Annotated in this window: 17 protein-coding genes and 2 tRNA genes; all 19 read right to left on the reverse strand. The window is 38.4% G+C overall.

The genetic code is table 11. The features are described from left to right. Positions 1-2: 2 nt before the first annotated feature. The 19 genes from metE to BLR83_RS03580 all read right to left on the reverse strand — a co-directional run bounded on the left by metE (position 3) and on the right by BLR83_RS03580 (position 19,452). Entirely contained in the window at positions 3-2,237 is a 2,235-nt protein-coding gene (gene metE / locus BLR83_RS03490; RefSeq protein ID WP_074560385.1) for a 5-methyltetrahydropteroyltriglutamate--homocysteine S-methyltransferase, read from the reverse strand. A gap of 259 nt (positions 2,238-2,496) precedes the next feature. After that, positions 2,497-4,425 (reverse strand): PTS fructose transporter subunit IIABC, encoded by a 1,929-nt coding sequence (locus tag BLR83_RS03495; protein WP_074560387.1) that lies wholly within the window; start codon positions 4,423-4,425, stop codon positions 2,497-2,499. Then, positions 4,422-5,333 (reverse strand): 1-phosphofructokinase, encoded by a 912-nt coding sequence (gene pfkB / locus BLR83_RS03500; RefSeq protein WP_074560389.1) that lies wholly within the window; start codon positions 5,331-5,333, stop codon positions 4,422-4,424. Before pfkB ends, BLR83_RS03495 begins: the two co-directional genes overlap by 4 nt. Next, a complete protein-coding gene (locus BLR83_RS03505; protein ID WP_327084552.1) occupies positions 5,330-6,073 on the reverse strand; it encodes a DeoR/GlpR family DNA-binding transcription regulator in 744 nt (247 codons plus the stop codon). Before BLR83_RS03505 ends, pfkB begins: the two co-directional genes overlap by 4 nt. A 176-nt stretch (positions 6,074-6,249) precedes the next feature. Beyond that, the gene (locus tag BLR83_RS03510) at positions 6,250-7,251 is read right to left on the reverse strand and encodes an NAD(P)/FAD-dependent oxidoreductase (RefSeq protein WP_074560393.1); all 1,002 of its coding nucleotides are present in this window, start codon (positions 7,249-7,251) and stop codon (positions 6,250-6,252) included. After that, positions 7,252-7,764 carry a GrpB family protein gene (locus BLR83_RS03515; RefSeq protein WP_074560395.1) on the reverse strand — a complete coding sequence of 171 codons (513 nt, stop codon included), beginning with the start codon at positions 7,762-7,764 and terminating at the stop codon, positions 7,252-7,254. It abuts the gene before it with no gap. Between the two features lie 60 nt (positions 7,765-7,824). Beyond that, complete coding sequence (gene trmD, locus BLR83_RS03520; RefSeq protein WP_074561099.1) at positions 7,825-8,553, reverse strand: tRNA (guanosine(37)-N1)-methyltransferase TrmD; 729 nt, start codon at positions 8,551-8,553, stop codon at positions 7,825-7,827. Then, entirely contained in the window at positions 8,543-9,061 is a 519-nt protein-coding gene (gene rimM / locus BLR83_RS03525) for a ribosome maturation factor RimM (protein ID WP_039696731.1), read from the reverse strand. Before rimM ends, trmD begins: the two co-directional genes overlap by 11 nt. An 85-nt stretch (positions 9,062-9,146) precedes the next feature. Further along, positions 9,147-9,218: transfer RNA gene (locus tag BLR83_RS03530), tRNA-Glu, on the reverse strand. A gap of 25 nt (positions 9,219-9,243) precedes the next feature. After that, positions 9,244-9,315: transfer RNA gene (locus BLR83_RS03535), tRNA-Gln, on the reverse strand. 264 nt (positions 9,316-9,579) lie between these two features. Beyond that, a complete protein-coding gene (locus tag BLR83_RS03540) occupies positions 9,580-9,828 on the reverse strand; it encodes a KH domain-containing protein (RefSeq protein WP_003065320.1) in 249 nt (82 codons plus the stop codon). Positions 9,829-9,845: 17 nt separating this feature from the next. Next, entirely contained in the window at positions 9,846-10,118 is a 273-nt protein-coding gene (rpsP, locus tag BLR83_RS03545; protein WP_039696730.1) for a 30S ribosomal protein S16, read from the reverse strand. Positions 10,119-10,249: 131 nt separating this feature from the next. Continuing rightward, positions 10,250-11,002 carry a class I SAM-dependent methyltransferase gene (locus tag BLR83_RS03550; RefSeq protein ID WP_074560397.1) on the reverse strand — a complete coding sequence of 251 codons (753 nt, stop codon included), beginning with the start codon at positions 11,000-11,002 and terminating at the stop codon, positions 10,250-10,252. Positions 11,003-11,020: 18 nt separating this feature from the next. Continuing rightward, positions 11,021-11,611, reverse strand: a complete 591-nt coding sequence (locus BLR83_RS03555) for a TVP38/TMEM64 family protein (protein ID WP_074560398.1) — start codon at positions 11,609-11,611, stop codon at positions 11,021-11,023. 86 nt (positions 11,612-11,697) lie between these two features. Then, positions 11,698-12,927: an ABC transporter permease gene (locus tag BLR83_RS03560; RefSeq protein WP_074560400.1), complete on the reverse strand. Its 1,230-nt coding sequence runs from the start codon at positions 12,925-12,927 to the stop codon at positions 11,698-11,700. Between the two features lie 12 nt (positions 12,928-12,939). Continuing rightward, on the reverse strand, positions 12,940-13,650 hold the full coding sequence (locus tag BLR83_RS03565; RefSeq protein ID WP_074560401.1) for an ABC transporter ATP-binding protein: 711 nt from the start codon (positions 13,648-13,650) through the stop codon (positions 12,940-12,942). A gap of 14 nt (positions 13,651-13,664) precedes the next feature. Continuing rightward, positions 13,665-14,870 carry an efflux RND transporter periplasmic adaptor subunit gene (locus BLR83_RS03570; RefSeq protein ID WP_074560403.1) on the reverse strand — a complete coding sequence of 402 codons (1,206 nt, stop codon included), beginning with the start codon at positions 14,868-14,870 and terminating at the stop codon, positions 13,665-13,667. 207 nt (positions 14,871-15,077) lie between these two features. Continuing rightward, a complete protein-coding gene (carB, locus tag BLR83_RS03575; protein WP_074560404.1) occupies positions 15,078-18,257 on the reverse strand; it encodes a carbamoyl-phosphate synthase large subunit in 3,180 nt (1,059 codons plus the stop codon). A gap of 106 nt (positions 18,258-18,363) precedes the next feature. Beyond that, positions 18,364-19,452, reverse strand: coding sequence for a carbamoyl phosphate synthase small subunit (locus BLR83_RS03580; protein WP_039696722.1), 1,089 nt, complete (start codon positions 19,450-19,452; stop codon positions 18,364-18,366). Between the last annotated feature and the right edge of the window lie 55 nt (positions 19,453-19,507).

Genomic DNA, 19,507 nt, shown 5'->3' on the forward strand with positions numbered 1-19,507 from the left:
CCTTATTTTCCGTATTTTGCACGAACTTCTTTAGTTGCTTCTACCAACACTTTAAGAGCTGCAATTGTTTCTGGTTCACGGCGTGTTTTCAAACCACAGTCAGGGTTAACCCAGAATTGTTCCAATGATAATTGACGAAGTGGACGTTCGATATTTGCAATAACTTCTTCTTTACTTGGCACACGTGGTGAGTGAATATCGTAAACCCCAAGACCAATTCCAAGTGGGTAAACTGCTGTTTCAAATGATTCAATGACATCACCGTGGCTACGACTTGTTTCGATAGAAATCACATCAGCATCCAAATCACGGATAGAATCAATGATTTCATTGAACTTAGAGTAGCACATGTGAGTGTGAATTTGAGTATCATCTTTGACAGATGATGTTGCAACGCGGAAGGCATGCACAGCGTCATCGAGATAAGCTTTTTGTTTAGCTTTACGAAGTGGCAGACCTTCACGAAGCGCAGCTTCATCCACTTGAATAATGGCAATACCTGCATCTTCAAGCAACTTGATTTCGTCTTTGATAGCAAGTCCAATTTGATTGAAAAGGTCTGCTCGAGAAATATCTGAACGCTCAAATGACCAGTTAGTAATAGTAATTGGACCAGTCAACATTCCTTTCACAGGACGGTCAGTCAAACTTTGCGCATAAACCACTTCTTTTACTGACAAGGGTTGAATGTGTTTCACATCACCATAAATAATTGGTGGTTTAACCGCACGAGACCCATATGATTGCACCCAACCAAGTTTAGTTGTGGTAAAACCAGCTAATTTTTGACCGAAGAATTCAACCATGTCCACACGTTCAAATTCACCGTGTACTAATACATCAATATCCAAGTCTTCTTGAATTTTAATCCAACGAGCAATTTCTGATTTGATGAAATCTTCGTATTCAGCATCAGAGATATTACCACGTTTCCAAGCGAGACGAGTACGACGAACTTCTGGTGATTGAGGGAATGACCCAATTGTCGTTGTTGGAAGTGTTGGTAACCCAAGTTTTTCTTGTTGCACCTTGCGGCGAACTTTATAATCCACACGCTCAGTCGGCACATTTTCTAAACTTTCAAGAGTCACATTTCGGAAATCAGCTGCTTGCAAAGCATCAAAATCAGCCACATGTTGCTTATAAGCTTCAGATTCCTGACCATCCAAGTGTTGACTCAAGAGTTTAAGTTCTTGCAATTTTTCATCTGCAAAAGCAAGACCATTTTTAAGAACAGGATCAAGATCCGTTTCATTTTTAGTAGTTACAGGCACATGAAGAAGTGAACAAGATGGTTGAATCACAAGGTTTCCAACTTTAGCTTGAAGTTTTTTCAACAATTCTGATGTTTTTTCAAAATCAGTTGCCCAGATGTTACGTCCATCAACAACCCCAGCAAACACTTCTTTATTTTCAAAATAACCAGCTTCAACCGCTTCAAGATTTTCATCAAGACCATGAACAAAATCAAGACCAAATGCGGCAACCGGAAGTTCTGATAACTCTTTAGCATCAATCAAAGCTTCGAAATATGTTTGGAAAATGATCTTAGCTTGTGGCACTTCTTTGGCAAAATAAGCATAAACGCATTTGGCTGCTTCAAGAAGATCTGCCCCTTCATCCGTTACAAAAATCGGTTCATCAACTTGAATGTATGTTGCACCAGCTTCAACCAATTCTGTAAAGACTTGTTTGTAAAGTGGCAGAAGTTTTTTTACCGCTGAAGTAAAATCGCTAACCTCAGATGACAAGGCGACATAAGTGATTGGCCCAGTAATAACTGGCTTAGCCTTATCACCAACAACTTCTTTAGCTTCAAGGTACAAATCAAGCAAGCGTGTATTTGTCAAATGCGGTTTAACTTTTGACCATTCTGGAACAATGTAGTGATAGTTGGTGTTGAACCATTTTTTCATTGATGAAGCAACATTATCCTTGTTACCACGCGCAATCGCAAAGAACAAATCAAGATTAATCTCTTCCTTGGCAAAACGATTTGGAATCACGCCAAATTGCACAGACAAATCCAAAATATGATCGTAAAGTGAAAAATCACCAACAGGAATAAAATCAAGACCTGCATCAGCTTGTTTTTTCAAAAATGACAAGCGCAATGCTTTCGCTTCAGCTTGTAATTCATCTTGTGAGATATTGCCAGCCCAATAAGACTCAATCAATTTTTTCCACTCACGATTCTCACCCAAACGCGGATATCCCAAATTCGAAACCTTAACCATAGTTACCTCCTATAACCGTATTAGTTTAAAACTATACAATCCAAAAATTTTATAGTTAAGATTTTAAACGATAAACCCTTATTTTTCAATGGTTCTAGCCATTCTATCTTTTTATGCTTTGCTATAGTTTTTAACTATGCAATTAGAATCTGCTATAGTTTAAAACTATAACGAAAACTTTCACACAAAAAAAGAATTCCCGAAGGAATCCTTTTTTCATTGTTAGATTAATAAAATTTTGTATTGTAATGACTTGTAATTATTTTGCTTTTTTAAGGGCTCCGAAGAGAAGACCTGCAACGATAGCACCAATGATAACAAAGACAAGGTAAAGAATTGGAGCACTTGTCAATGCGATAACAAAGATACCACCGTGTGGAGCCATCAATTTAATACCGAATGCTCCGACAAGACCACCAGCTACAGCAGAACCAACCATGAAGCTTGGAATTGCACGAGCAGGGTCAGCAGCACCAAATGGGATAGCTCCTTCTGTGATGAATGAAAGCCCCATGATGATGTTTGTCAAACCTGAGTTACGTTCTTCTTCAGTGAATTTGTTTTTGAAAAGAAGAGTTGCAACAAATACTGCAAGTGGTGGAACCATACCACCAGCCATAACTGATGCCATAGCAACTGAACCACCTGTTGCTACTGATGCAGCAAGAGTACCTGTACCAAAGACATAAGCAGCTTTGTTAAATGGTCCACCCATATCGATAGCCATCATACCACCAAGGATAGCTCCAAGAAGAACTGCTGATGCACCTTGAAGACCTCCAAGGAAGTTGTTCAAACCAGTGTTAATAGCAGCCATTGGAATGTTGACGAACAACATTGCAAAACCTGTCAAGAAGACACCAAGTAATGGGTAAAGCAAGATTGATTTGATACCTTCAAGTGAACGTGGCAAACCAGCACACGCTTTTTTAACAAGGTTAACTAACCATCCAGCAAGGAAACCACCTACAAGAGCTCCAAGGAAACCTGAAGGAGTTCCTTCAAGGTTACCCCAAGCAGCTCCACTTGATGCAATAGCACCAGCTACGAAACCAGCAACAAGACCTGGTTTTTCAGCGATCGAGTAAGCAATGTAACCTGCCAAGATTGGAAGCATAAAGCCAAAGGCAGCATTACCAATTGTTTTGAAGTAAGCAGCTGCTTGGTGATATGTACCCAAGTTAGACAATTGATCTTTTGGCACTCCCATGATGTTATCAATCAAGAATGCAAGGGCAATCATGATACCACCACCGATAACGAATGGTAACATTTGAGATACACCACTCATCAAGTGTTTGTAGAAAGCAGCACCAAGGCTAAGTTTTTCACTTGATTCTTTTTCTTCAGTAGAAGAACCCGCTGCAGCCTTGTAAGTATCAGCTTTACCATCAAGAATGATATTAATCAATTCTTCTGTTTTCTTAATACCGTCAGCAACTGGACGAGATACCAATGGTTTACCGTCAAAACGTGCCATTTCAACAGCTTTATCAGCAGCAACAATAACACCTTTAGCACGAGCGATTTCATCAGCTGTCAAACGGTTACCGACACCTGATGCACCATTTGTTTCAACACGAACAGTGACACCCATTTCGTCACCTTGTTTGATAAGAGCTTCTTCAGCCATGTAAGTGTGAGCAATACCAGTTGTACATGCTGTTACAGCAACGATAAGTGGTTTGTCATCTGATACTGGAGCTGCTTTAACTTCTTCTTTTGCTTTGTTATCTTCTTCAGCAGCATCAAAAGTTGCGATGACTTCATCAGCTGTTGTGACGTGACGCAATTTATCAGCAAAACCATCTTTCAAGAGGTATTTTGATAATTCAGCAAGCGCTGCTAAGTGAGTATCGTTTGCTCCGTCTGGTGCTGCAATCATGAAGAATAGGTAAGTTGGTTGACCATCCAATGCTTCATAATCAACACCTGCTTGAGATTTTGCAAAAAGAACGGTCGCTTCTTTAACTGCAGCGTTCTTGCTGTGAGGCATAGCAATACCATCACCCAAACCTGTTGATGTTTGTGCTTCACGGTTCATGATACCTTGTTTAAAAGTATCAAAGTCAGTGACAACTCCGTGTTCAACAAGGCTTGTAATCATTTCATTGATAACAGCTTCTTTTGAAGTTGCTTTCAAATCAAGAATCATGACATCTTTTCTGAGCAAGTCTTGAATTTTCATAGTTTTTCTACCTCTACTTTTTGATATGTTTCTTTAATGAATTCAGCTGTTGCTAAATCATCTGAGAATGTCGTTGCTGTACCACATGCGACACCCCATTTAAGAGCTTCGATTGGGTCACCTGATTTCACGTATTCACCAGTAAATCCGGCAACCATTGAATCTCCAGCACCAACAGAATTTTTAACAGTGCCTTTGATTGGTTTTGCAAAGTAAGCTGCTTCTGGTGTTACTAACAAAGCACCGTCACCAGCCATTGAAATAATAACGTTTTTAGCACCTTTTGCAAGAATTTCGCGGGCGTATTTTTCGATGTCTTCAAGACCGTTCAATTCTACACCAAAGATATCTGCTAATTCGTGATTATTTGGTTTTACTAAAAGTGGTTGGTAGTTTAATGAGTCTAAAAGGGTTTGACCTTCAAAGTCACAAACTACTTCTGCACCAGCTTTTTTAGCAATTGGAATCAATGTGTTGTAAACTTGGTTACCAAGGCTACTTGGAGCTGAACCTGCAAAAACAACAGTATCATCACTTGAAAGACCTGCAAGAATTGCTTTTAATTCTTCAAGTTTTTCATCTGAGATTTTTGGACCAGCACCATTGATTTCTGTTTCTTCACCAGCTTTGATTTTAACGTTGATACGTGTATCTTCAGAAACTTGAACAAAGTTTGTTTTGATACCTTCTGCAGTCAAGCCATCTTCAACAAAACGTCCAGTAAATCCACCGATAAAACCAGTTGCTGTATTATCGACATCCAAACGTTGTAAGATACGACTAACATTGATACCTTTACCACCAGCAAATTTGTCATCGCTAGTCATGCGGTTAACGCTACCAAGTTCTAAATGATCCAAACGTACGATAAAATCGATTGATGGATTCAGCGTTACTGTGTAAATCATACTTCAATTACCCTCGTATTTTCTTTTATTTTTTTCATCAGTGCTCCGCTAGATTGATTGGTAATAATTGTAGCATTCTCAATCTTATCGACCTTGGCAAAGGATACCCGACCGATTTTTGATGAATCTGTAACGATGTATGACTTTCTAGCATTTTCAATCACAGTTCTTTTGATAACGGCTTCTTCCATATCAGGCGTTGTTAAAAATTCCTCATCAATGCCGTTGATACCTAAAAATGCCTTATCAAAGTTCAACTGTTTAATTTGCTCATAAGCCACAGCTCCAATGCTGGCATCTGTTGATTTTTTTACATGGCCACCAATAATAATGGTCTGAATGTTTTTATCAACCAACTTAGCCGCATGGTGAATCGAGTTGGTTACAACAGTTAAATTGTCTTGGTTCAAATACCCTAACAACAATTCATTGGTTGTCCCTGCATCTACAAAAATAACATCATCATTTGAAATCAAGGATGCTGCTTTTTTAGCAACCAGCATTTTTTCTTGAATGTTTTTGATAGATTTTTGTTGATTGGTAAATTCCTCTTGGAGAGAGTGAGGAAGTTCAGCTCCACCGTGTACTCGGTGAAGTTTTCGCTCACTTTCAAGCTCATCTAAATCCCTGCGAACAGTGGACTCAGAGGTATCTAGCAGGCTCACTAAATCATCTAGCCGAACAAACTTATCATGCGAAAGTTTTTCCATGATTAACTGCTTTCGTTTAGACTTTAGAATCCTCGCCACCTCCTTTTGAAATCGTTTACAGTTAGAATTATACTATATTCCCGGTCAATGTCAAGCACTTTCTATCAAATTCTATCATTTTTCTATCAGACCGTCAATTTTCTGAAAAGATTCTCGAGAATTTCAGAAAAAGCCTTGTAAGAATCATTCTTACAAGGCTTTCTTTTTTATTCATTGATTAATGATGTTGAGTGAACAACACGGTTATCACGGTCAGGGAAGATATACTTAATCGCTTGATTAATCGCTGTTGGTGCTTCACCAAAACCAGTCGCAATCAAATCAACCTTACCTTCATAATCAGCCGCATCACCAATTGCGTAAACACCTGCTTGACTTGTTTCAAACAACGGTGACACCACAATGCTTGAACGTTTGTAATCAACATTCCAATTTTTAAGGTTTTTATTCGATGTTGAGAAACCAAAGCTTACGATCAAAGCATCGAGTGGCAATTCAATTGTTTCATCAGATTTCACTTTTTGAACTGTTAAACTCTTAACAAATTGACCATCACCAGAAAGTTCAAATGGCACATAAGGTGTCAAAATGTTCACGTTTGACTCTTTCAAAACTTCTACACTGTGTTCATGAGCACGGAAAGCATCGCGACGGTGCACGATAGTTACACTTTTAGCCAAACCATCTAAGTGATTTGCCCAGTCAACCGCTGAGTCACCACCACCACAAATGACCACATCTTTACCAGCGAATTGGTCAAGTTTGTGAACGTTGTAGAAAAGGTTGTTGTCAGCGTAAGCTTCTTCACCTTCCAAACCAAGTGTACGAGGGGCAAAAGCACCATTACCACATGCAATCACGATAGCACGTGAAAAATGTTGACCTTTATTTGTTTCGATAGTGAAAATATCACCATCTTTTTCAAATGTTTTGACTTCTTCTTTAAGGCAAATAGCTGTGCTATCTTTGAAACGATCTAATTGCTTGATCAGATTTTCAGTCAAATCAGCTGCTGTAATTCCAGGAAAACCAGCAACGTCATAAATCATTTTTTCTGGATAAAGAACTGCAGGTTGCCCACCAAGTTCAGATAAACTTTCAATGATTTTCACCGAAACGCCACGCAAACCAGCGTAAAAGGCTGCAAACAAACCAACAGGTCCACCACCAATGATGGTAATATCATAGATTTCACGATTTTCTGACATTTATATTTCCAACTCCTTGTATATTTCTTCAATAATAGACGATTTATAGGCAATGTATTTATCAATATCTTTAGGAAATAGCTTTGCTGCTTCTTCTTTTACCTCGCCATATGCCAAAACAGCCTCAGGATGACTACGCAAATAATCACGAAAAGCAAGATGACGCTTCAGTTCAGGCGAATTTTCAGGGCAAACATAAAGGTGATGAACTTGAAGATGCTCTTTGCCTGAGTAAGTAAAAGCTTCTCTACCTTCAATCCCTAAATTTCCCTCATGAACATAACCAATCACTGCTAATTTATGAATCACCTCAGACAAATCCGTGTCTAAAGCAATCACCAAATCAATGTCAATAATTGGCTTTGCCGAAAGCCCTTGAACAGAAGTACTTCCCACATGTTCTATTCTAAGAATTAAATCGCCTAGAGCAGCTTTAAGCTCTTTGGCAATTTTCTCAAAATCATCCTTCCAACTTTCCTGATAAGAAAGAACAAGAACTTCCTTCGTTCGCATAAAACCTCCCTAAAAATAAAGAGACATACAGCCTGCATGTCCTCTATTATATCACATATTCTATTCTTGCGCGTCTTTCTCTTTGAGAATCTTGCGGAAAATAGCCTCTTCTTCTTTTGTAAAAGCATAACCTTCCAACAAATCTGGTCGACGCTCTAAAGTCTTGCGGAGACTTTGTTCGATTCGCCATTTGCGAATATTTTCGTGGTGACCACTCATCAAGACATCAGGGACTTTCATGCCACGGAAGTCGTAAGGACGAGTGTATTGCGGAAACTCAAGCAAACCAGATGAGAATGAATCATCTTGGTGACTAGCTTCTTTTCCAAGCACATTTGGAATCAAGCGAACTGTTGCATCAACAATTGTCATCGCTGCCAATTCACCACCTGTTAAGACAAAATCTCCAAGTGAAATTTCATCCGTTACCAAAGTCTTGATACGTTCATCATAACCTTCATAGTGACCACAGATAAAAATCAACTCTTCTTCTTGTGCCAATTCCTCAGCGTAGCTTTGGTCAAAAGTACGACCCGCTGGATCCAAAAGGATAACACGAGGTTTTTTCGCATCGATTTTATCAATCGTGTCAAAAATAGGCTGTGCACGAAGCAACATTCCTTGCCCACCACCATAAGGTTCATCATCCACGTGACGAGCTTTTTCAGCATTGTCACGGAAATTATGATAGTTAATGTCAAGCAGTCCTTTTTCCTTAGCTTTCCCGACAATAGAGTATTCTAAAGGTGCAAACATTTCAGGAAAGAGCGTTAAGATATCAATCTTCATCATCAAGTCCTTCCAAAATATCCACATCTACACGATTGGCAGCAACATCAACATTTAAAACGACTGGTGGAATGTATGGTAATAGCAAGTCGCGTTTACCTTTACGTTTAACCACCCAAACATCATTTGCACCAGGTTGAAGAATTTCTTTGACTTGTCCAACTAAAACATCGTTTTCATAAACATCAAGCCCGATAATTTCATGATAGTAAAATTCACCGTCTTCAAGCTCTGACAAGTTTTCTTCTGCCACTTTCAAAGTGCAGCCTTTGTATTTTTCAATATCATTGATATGATACATGCCTTTAAACTTGATAATATCAAAATTCTTTTGTTTACGATGACTAGCAATCTCAACATCAATCAAGAAATTATCTTTATCATCAAAAACAGCTAATTTTGAACCCTTTTTAAAACGTTCTTCAGCAAAATCAGTTACTGACAACACACGCATCTCACCTTGAAGACCTTGTGTATTGACGATTTTTCCAACATTATAGTAATTCATTTCAACTCCACATAACTTAGTCTTTATCATTTTACCATAAAAATGGTAAAGAAAAAACCAGCTGCCACGCTGCAACTGGTCAAGATAGTCCGTACGGGATTCGAACCCGTGTTACCGCCGTGAAAAGGCGGTGTCTTAACCCCTTGACCAACGGACCATATTAACAAAACCTTTGAGGTTTACTGGGGTAGCTGGATTCGAACCAACGCATGAGGGAGTCAAAGTCCCTTGCCTTACCGCTTGGCTATACCCCATAAACAACATAAACTATTCTATCGCAATTTCACTTGCTTGTCAATAGTTTTTTGAAACTTTTTTAAATCTTTTTTTCAAGACTTTGAAAAGTTCCTTGCCGATTTACATCTCCTAAATCAGCACAAGAAATATTCTATCATAAAGACTACTATTTGAAAACCCCTTTTTTCAATTTTTTTAACTTTTTTTCAAAAAAATACTTTTTACCCGAAAAATAGTCAAAACTAAACTCTAAAAACAAAAAGAAAAAGGGCAGCTAATTGCTACTCTTCTCCTTTTTCGTCAATAACGAGTCTTACTTTTTTACCTTGAGTTGGTACCGAATAGACAATCGATCTTATCGCTGTAATGGTACGACCTTTTTTACCGATAACACGACCGATGTCCTGTGCATCCAAATCAAGATGATATTCTAAAAACTCAGGTGTATCTTCAATTTTAATGGTAAGATTATCTGGTTGTGAAATCAAAGGTTTCACAATAGCGATAATAAGATTTTCAATGGTATCCATAGGCTTAGTTTACTCTATTATTTTGAGAATTTTGAATCGTGGAATTTTTTCATAACGCCTTCACGTGAAAGGATGTTACGAACTGTATCTGAAGGTTGAGCACCTTTAGACAACCATTCAAGAACACGTTCTTCTTTAAGTGTTACTTGGTTTTCTTCGATAAGTGGGTTGTAAGTACCAACTGTTTCGATGAAACGACCGTCACGTGGAGCACGTGAATCAGCTACGTTGATACGGTAGAAAGGTTTTTTCTTAGAACCCATACGAGTTAAACGGATTTTTACTGCCATTAGTATAAAGTCTCTTTTCTATTTTTTGTTTAGGTTAATAGCTCTGCTACTAACTCACTTAATTTATTATATCATAAAAAGATAAGGTGTCAAGAAAAAAACTTGACACCTTTTAAAATTTTTTCAATTGATCAATTAAGCTCAATCACACCGTAATGAAATTTTTGGTTTGGTCGCACAAATTGCTTAAATCCATAGGTTTCAAAAACCTTGTCCCTAAAATGAGCTTTAATGATAATTTTCTTTCTTGCCACGCGCTTTGCTTCTCTCAAAAATTCTTCTGAAAAAGCCGTGTCGTTAGCATATTGGCGTAATCCATCTAAATTTTTAGATTCTGTGATTCTTTCCGAAAACATTGGATCACAGTAAATGACATCATAAGAATTATCTGGCAATGTTTTTAAATAAGCTAAATTCTCCGCACAAACCGTGTGAATCGAGCGCATAGCTTTATTTAAAGCTTCTGAATCAGACTGATAATGCTGTAACCCCTCTGACACAATAAAATGAATGATTGGATGACTTTCCACCGCTGTGACAGTGTGGCCCGCATAAGCCATGACAATGCTATCACTTGCTAAGCCCATCGTGCTATCAAGAATTTGCAAAGGTTCTTTTCCCAACAAATCAATTAACGCATCATGTGGACTTTTAATACGTAGCATAGCTGTGTCTGGATGAAAAACAAGTTCACTACCATCTTGATTTACCAGACAAAGCTTATTATCATAAACCAGAAGAAGACCTTCTCTTCCCTTTAAAAGCTTTGTTACTGATTGCTTTTGCCGTTTGATGACAGGCAAAGAAAGCTTCTCTCCGATTATTCTCGCTCTTTTTAATAAATCATCATTTTCCCTTAAACTCGTTGTAATTGCAATAGTCATATATCTATTATAACAAAATCAAAGCAGACTTCTGATAAATTGCCCGCCGTAAATCCAGAAGTAACTAAAAGCAACGATTGAAATCGGCTTACAAAGTAAAATGATGTAAAGGAATCGTTTGAAAGACATCTTAGATAAGCCCGTAATCATAACCAAAATATCAGCTGGCGAGATTGGTGAAGCCATATTCAGCGCAAAAACTGTTTCATAGGTTGATGAAGCCAACTTTTGCTCATATTTTGCATAAGTTTGCTCATCAATAAAGAGCATGATGAATGGTTTGCCATAGCGACGCGTTAACAAGAATAGAATGATACTTCCAATGACTATTCCAACATAATTTAAGATAAAGCCTAGAATAGGTCCAAAAGCCATAAACCCTACAACTGTGGTCACTCCCCCAGGAATAATTGGAATAACAACTTGAATGATTTGTAGAAGAAGAAAGGCGAAACTTCCGAGAATAAGATGACCTTTTAGAGCTCTTGTTAAGGCATCAGGATCATTTAAAATATCCAAATTCTTAAACAGATAAACTAAAAACAGAACCGTTAAAACAATTGAAAAAATTCCTAGAAATTTAACCAGTTTTTTTAAAGCACCATACATCATATCACCCTTTATTTTTATTTGTTACTTTAAAACCATTATACAAGGGTTACTCCTATTAAACAAGAATTCTTATAACTTTCTCACTATTCATAGCGAAGAGCTTCAATTGGGTCTAGTTTACTTGCTTTATTAGCCGGCAAAAGTCCAAAAACAACACCAATTATTGCTGAGAAGATAAGACTTCCTAAAGCAATATTTAATGAGATTGATGGTTTTACATTTGGAATACTATTTCCAAGAAGGTGCGTTAAACCAGAAGCTAAAGCAAGACCAATTAATCCACCAATAATTGTCAAAAGCATTGATTCAATCAAAAATTGTGTCAAAATCTTTTGTCGTGTTGCCCCAAGGGCTTTTCGTAAACCAATTTCTCGTGTACGCTCGGTAACAGATACCAACATGATATTCATAACTCCAATACCACCAACAAGAAGAGAAATACCTGCGATAGCACCAATAACTGCTGTCATCATGCTGTAAGCAGAGCTGACTTGAGAAATAATTTGTGACATGTCAAAGATTGTAAAGCGACCAGTTCTCACCCCTGATAATTGCGTCAAGAGACGAGCCGCTTTTTTTCCGACTTTTGTTGTTTGCTTGACATCTTCAACATGGACAAATGCCGCTTGAACTTCATCCACATTAAACTCTGCAGCTAATTGAGTATTGGTCATGACAGCATTACCGCCAGATTGCATACCATATTGCTGAGAGCCAGCATTTGGATCTTTATAAACACCAACAACTAAATAATTTTTTGAACCAATTGACACGTGTTGGTTTAGGGCATTTTCATTGCTACCAAATAATTTAACCGCAAGCTTGGTATCCAACATGACAATACGGGAGAATCGACTGTAATCGCCAGTTTCAAAGCTTCGTCCTGCAAGAACTTTGTACTTTTTAACAGTGAAATAAGTTCTGTTAACTCCTGTTATGTTAACATTTTTTGATTTTTTCTGATTGCCCTCAACTGTTGATGTTGTACCATTGGTTAAATAATAATTTTCAACATCTGGCAGCTCACTGGTAATTTTTTGCAACCATTCTTCTTTAATGGCTGGTCCTTTATCAGCATCCCTAGGATCTTCATCATCAAAAACATCTATATCGTCAGTCTTTTTAGTTGTGTAATAGAGCTGAACATCTTGGCTGTCTGAAGCAAACATATTAGTGACTTGATTTGTCATTCCTTGACCCAAAGCCATGATAACCACAACTGAAGCCACACCAATAATAACCCCTAAAGTCGTCAGAAACGAGCGCATCTTGTGCCCCATAATTGAACTTAGGGCGAATTTCCAATTTTCCATTATAATCCTCCCCTAATCAATTCTGACACTTTCTGTCGTGTCTCGTGTAATCTCACCATCGCGAATAACAATTTTTCGTGTGGCAAAATCAGCAATTTCAGGTTCGTGTGTAACCATGACAATTGTCTTTCCTTCACGGTTAAGTTCTGTCAATAATTGCATGATTTGGTCACTTGTTTTGGTATCAAGTGCACCGGTTGGCTCATCTGCAAGGATGATTGATGGATTATTCACCAAAGCACGCGCAATAGCCACACGTTGTTTTTGACCACCTGATAACTCTGATGGCAGATGTTTCATGCGTTCGCTGAGCTCAACTTTTTCCAAGAACTGCTTAGCTAATTGACGTCGTTTTAATGAATTTACCCCAGCATATACAAGTGGAAGTTCAACATTTTGCAAGGCTGATAATTTTGAAAGAAGGAAAAATTGTTGGAAAACAAATCCGATTTCTTGATTTCTAACTTTGGCTAATTCCTTTTCTTTGAGTTCTTCTACTTGTGTTCCATTTAAACTATAATCACCTGAGGTCGGTCTGTCTAACAAACCAATGATGTTCATTAAGGTTGATTTACCTGAACCAGACGGTCCCATAATGGCCACAAATTCACCTTCATAGACTGTCAAATCAATTCCTTTGAGGACATTAAGTTCTTGATCACCATTACGATAGGATTTTACGATATTACTTAGCTGGATTAATGGTTTCTTCTCATCTTTCACTACTTACTCACCTCTTATTTTTCTGTTGTAGCGGCATCTTCAGTAGTGACTTTATCTACTTTCTCACCATTCTTCAATGATTTTTCAGGGTTTGAAATAACTGTTTGTCCGACTTCTAAGCCACTTAAAATTTCTTGTTGAGAAGCATCTGCATTACCAGCGGCTACTTCAACTTTGCTGACTTTCTTAGTCGCTTTATCGTAAACCCAGACAAATTTCTTGTCACCTTCAGATACAAGAGCATCAACAGGAACTAATTTGTTTTTATTTTCATTGACAACTTCTACAGAAACAGTGAAGCCTTGTTGAAGATTTGCTGTGTCTCCAGTCAAATCAATCTTGTAATCATATGAAGCTGCGCTGTTTGATGAGCCATTTGATTCAGAAGCAGCTGTTTGATTTGGATAGTTTGAAATGTATGAAATCGTACCGGTCCACTCTTTATCAGGATACACTTTTGATTTGATCTTAACATTTTGACCTGTTTTAATATTTGCTAAATCGTACTCTGTCAACGTTCCTTTAACTTGAAGTTGCCCTTCTGTAGCAACGTGAACAAGGGTTTGGCTATTTTTAGATGCTGGGTCAATATCGTTGTTCACTTCAACGACTGTACCAGACACATCGCTAGTAATAATCGTTTCATTTAAAGCTTGTTGCGCTTTATTCACTTCTGCTTGTGCATCAGCGTAAGCATCATTCAAGTCTTGTAATTGTTGATTGTAATCTGCTGTTTGTTGAGCAGTTGGTTGTTGAGTAACTGTCTTTTCTTCACCAGTTTCGTCATCAGTCGTTGTTGATGTTGTTGGAAGATTACCATATTTTTTCAAATGGTCAATCTGGCGTCCAACTTTATTAAGACCACGAACAGCTGTATCATACGCAGCTTGAGCTGTGGTTGAGTCATATTGAACCAATTGTTGACCAGTTGTAATTTGATCTCCTACAGCAACAGTTGCTTTAGCAGAGCTACCTTTACTGCTATCAAAATACACATACTGCTCTTGAAGAGCCTTTACTTGTCCCGTTAAAAGGGTCGTTGATGAAACCGTACCTTCTGTTACTTTTACAGCTTTATAAGAAACTTCAGCATTCGCAGCTTTTGCTTTTGATTGTTGCACAAGCATCAAGCCTCCACCTGCAAGAACAAAGAAAGCTGCCGCTGCACCAATCATCACCTTAGTCTTTTTTGACATACCTGATTTACTTCTTCTAGACATAATAATCCTCATATTCTTTCTTGTATAGTTGTATCATTCAGATAGAACAATTATACATTTTTGATATTTTACTGTCAAGAACAAACCTGACTACTATCTTTATCAAATATTATAGAAGTTTTTTGACATTCCAATCTTACAAGTTTGTAAGAGAAAAAGCCTGAGACAGTTTGTCTCAGACTTTTCAAAATATATTAAGACTTAAAATTAGATGGCTTGTGTTGTAAATCCTCGGCTTTCAAGGACACGAATCATCGCATCTACTGTATCAAGCGCGGTAAAGAGAGGAACACCGTGTTCAATAGCAGAGCTACGAATAATCGCACCATCTTCGTCAAGTGTACGTTTTGTACCGACTGTATTCACAATCGCTTGTACTTTACCTGTACGAACAAGTGCAGGAATGTCATTGTCATCATCTTGACCAATCTTATCAATGATTGTTGAATCAAGTCCATGTTCTGCAAAGAACTTAGCTGTTCCGTGTGTCGCAAAAATGCTGTAGCCAATATTAGCAAAGCGTTTTGCCAAACCAAGAGCTTCTTCTTTTGTATCATCAGATACTGTGAAGACAACATTACCAAATGATGGCAAGTGAAGATATGAAGCTTCAAAAGCTTTGTAAAGAGCCTTTTCAAGAGTCAAATCAGAACCCATAACTTCACCAGTTGATTTCATTTCAGGACCTAAAAGGCTGTCAACCTTAGCAAGTTTTGTGAATGAGAAGACTGGCGCTTTGACATGCACGTAATCAGATTCTGGGTAAAGTCCATCTTCGTAACCAAGATCGGCAAGGCTTTGTCCAAGAATCAGTTTAGTTGCAACTTGTGCCATTGGAATGTTAGTTACTTTTGATAAGAATGGAACTGTACGACTAGCACGAGGGTTAACTTCGATAACATAAACCGTTTCATCTTTGATGACAAATTGAATGTTCATCATACCGTAGCAGTTCAAACCAATTGCCAAACGTTTTGTGTAGTCAGCAATTGTTTCTTGCACTTTCTTAGAAAGTGTTTGTGGTGGGTAAACTGCCATTGAGTCACCTGAGTGAACACCAGCGCGTTCGATGTGTTCCATAATACCAGGAATAAGCACATCCTTACCATCTGAAATGGCATCCACTTCACACTCACGACCGACGATGTATGAGTCAACAAGAACTGGGTGGTCTGGACTTGCTTTAACAGCTGTACGCATGTAAGAACGAAGGTCATCTTCGTTTTCTACAATTTCCATCGCACGTCCACCAAGAACGTAAGATGGGCGAACCAAAACTGGGAAACCAATCTTGTGAGCAGCTTCAACCGCTTCTTCTTCGTTGGTAGCTGTTTGTCCTGGTGGTTGAGGAATATCCAATTCTTTCAAAGCTTGTTCAAAGAGATCTCTGTCTTCAGCGCGGTCAAGATCAGCAACCTGTGTACCAAGAATAGTAACACCAGCTTTAGAAAGTGGCTCAGCCAAGTTGATAGCTGTTTGTCCACCAAATTGAACAATGACACCTTTAGGTTGCTCAAGTTCAATAACGTTCATAACATCTTCAAATGTTAGTGGTTCAAAGTAAAGCTTATCAGAAATTGAGAAGTCAGTTGACACTGTTTCTGGATTTGAGTTCATGATAATAGCTTCATATCCAGCAGCCTGAATTGCTTTTACAGAGTGAACTGTAGCGTAGTCAAATTCAACCCCTTGACCAATGCGGATTGGACCTGAACCAAGAACAATGATTGATTCTTTGTCTGATTTGATTGATTCATTTTCCCATTCGTATGTTGAATAGAAGTATGGTGTTGCTGATTCAAATTCAGCCGCACATGTATCAACCATTTTATAAACTGGGATGATTTTGTTTTCTGTACGAATGGCACGAACTTCATCTGCAGTCATGTTCCAAAGTTCTGCAATCTTAAGGTCTGCAAATCCATTACGTTTTGCTTCTTTAAGAACGTCAACATCTCCGACATGACTTGCCAATTCTTGTTCAAGTTCAAAGATGTGGAGCAATTTATCAAGGAAGAAGAGATCAATTTTTGTTAGTTTTGATAATTCTTCAATAGTGTAACCGCGGCGAATTGCTTCTGATAGGTAGAAGAGACGGTCGTCTTGTGCACGAACAATCTTGTTGACTAATTCGTCATCTGAAACATTTACGAGATCTGGCATTTCATTGTGGTGAACACCAATTTCAAGTGAGCGACAAGCTTTAAGAAGTGATTCCTCAATGTTACGACCGATTGCCATAACTTCACCTGTCGCTTTCATTTGTGTTCCTAGGCGACGTTCACCATTTTCAAACTTATCAAATGGGAAACGAGGAATTTTAGCAACCACATAGTCAAGAGCTGGTTCGAACATGGCATATGTTGTACCAGTTACTGGGTTCACCATCTCATCAAGTGTCAAACCAACAGCGATTTTAGCAGCTAGTTTTGCGATTGGGTAACCAGTAGCTTTTGAAGCGAGGGCTGATGAACGTGACACACGTGGGTTAACTTCGATAACATAGTATTTGAAACTATTTGGGTCAAGAGCTAGCTGAACGTTACATCCACCTTCAATTTTAAGAGCACGGATGATGCTTAGACTAGCATCACGCAACATTTGGTTTTCAATATCTGAAAGAGTTTGTGTTGGTGCAAATACGATTGAGTCCCCAGTGTGGATACCAACTGGGTCAAAGTTTTCCATGTTACAAACAACAAGAGCGTTGTCAGCGGCATCACGCATAACTTCATACTCAATTTCTTTGAAACCAGCAATAGAACGTTCAATCAAACATTGTGTTACTGGCGATAATTTCAAACCATTTTCAGCGATTTCGCGAAGTTCTTCTTCGTTATCACACATACCGCCACCGGTACCTCCAAGAGTGAAGGCTGGACGAACGATAACAGGATAACCGATTGATTCTGCAAATGCAACAGCTTCATCAACAGTATTTACAATTTCAGATTCTGGAATTGGTTGGTTGAGTTCTTCCATCAACTGTTTAAAGAGATCACGGTCTTCTGCTCGGTCAATAGCTGATAATTTTGTTCCCAACAACTCAACACCGAGTTCGTCAAGAATACCAGCTTTTGACAATTCCATCGCCATGTTAAGACCAGTTTGTCCTCCCAAAGTTGGAAGCAAAGCATCTGGACGTTCTTTGCGAAGGATACGAGTGACAAATTCTGTTGTCAAAGGTTCAATATAAACCTTATCTGCAATCTCTTTATCAGTCATGATTGTCGCAGGGTTTGAGTTAACTAGAACAACGCTATAACCTTCTTCTTTGAGGGCTAAACAAGCTTGTGTTCCGGCATAGTCAAATTCTGCTGCCTGACCGATAATAATCGGACCAGAACCAATCACCATAATTTTTTTAATATCTGTACGTTTTGGCATTATTTTCTCCTATTTGTCAACTCTCTGATTGACTTTAAATATGTTAATGACCTTGCTGTCAGTCATTTTGCAATTTACCGACAAGATTTTGATGTCGAATGACTTTTTAACGATTAGCTTTTTCAGCTTGGAATGCATCAATCAATTCGATGAAATCATCAAAGAGATAACTTGCATCATGTGGACCAGGCGCAGCGTCTGGGTGGAATTGTACTGAGAAAGCTGGGAAATCACGGTGACGAACACCTTCTACGGATTTATCATTAATTTCTTCGTGGGTTACCATAAGGCAATCTGGAAGAGTATCACGATCAACTGCATATCCGTGGTTTTGGCTTGTAAAATCAATGCGACCAGTTGCAATTTCGCGAACAGCATGGTTAAATCCACGGTGACCAAACTTCATTTTATACGTTTTAGCACCATTCGCAAGGCTAAACAATTGGTGTCCCATACAGATACCAAAAATTGGAATTTTTCCTTGTACGCCACGAATCATATCTAGAACTTCTGGAACATCTTCTGGGTTACCAGGACCATTTGACAACATCACACCGTCTGGGTTAAGGTGAAGAATTTCCTCAGCTGAAATATTGTAAGGAACGACTGTCACATTACATTTACGTTTTGAAAATTCACGTAGAATAGAATGCTTAAGTCCAAAGTCCACCAAAACAATATTCTTTCCAACACCTGGTGCTGGATAGGCTGTTTTAGTTGATACTTGTTCGATGTTATTTGTTGGCAACACTGTAGCTCGCAATTGATCTTGTAAATGCTCAATCGTATCACCAGCATTTGCAAGGGTAGCTTTCATTGTACCGTGCTTACGAATGATTTTTGTAAGGGCACGAGTATCAATTCCTGAGATACCAGGAATATTTTTAGCCTTCAAAAACTCATCCAAAGTCATTTGATTACGCCAGTTATTTGCACGACGGGCATTTTCAGATACGACAACACCTTTACAAGTTGGTGTAATTGACTCATAGTCATCACGGTTAATCCCATAGTTACCAACAAGCGGGTAAGTAAAAGTCAAAATTTGACCGTTGTAAGACTGGTCTGTGATTGATTCTTGGTAACCTGTCATACCAGTGTTAAAAACAATCTCACCAGTTACATCAAGGTCAGCTCCAAAAGCCTTCCCTTCAAAAATTGTTCCATCTTCTAAAATTAAAAGTCTTTTTGCCATTTTTATTCCTCTCGTTTGCTCTCACGGGAGCACTTTAACGTTTATTAGCAGACAC

Origin of the sequence: Streptococcus equinus, from assembly GCF_900101445.1 — a bacterium.
Taxonomy (GTDB): Bacteria; Bacillota; Bacilli; order Lactobacillales; family Streptococcaceae; genus Streptococcus; species Streptococcus equinus_B.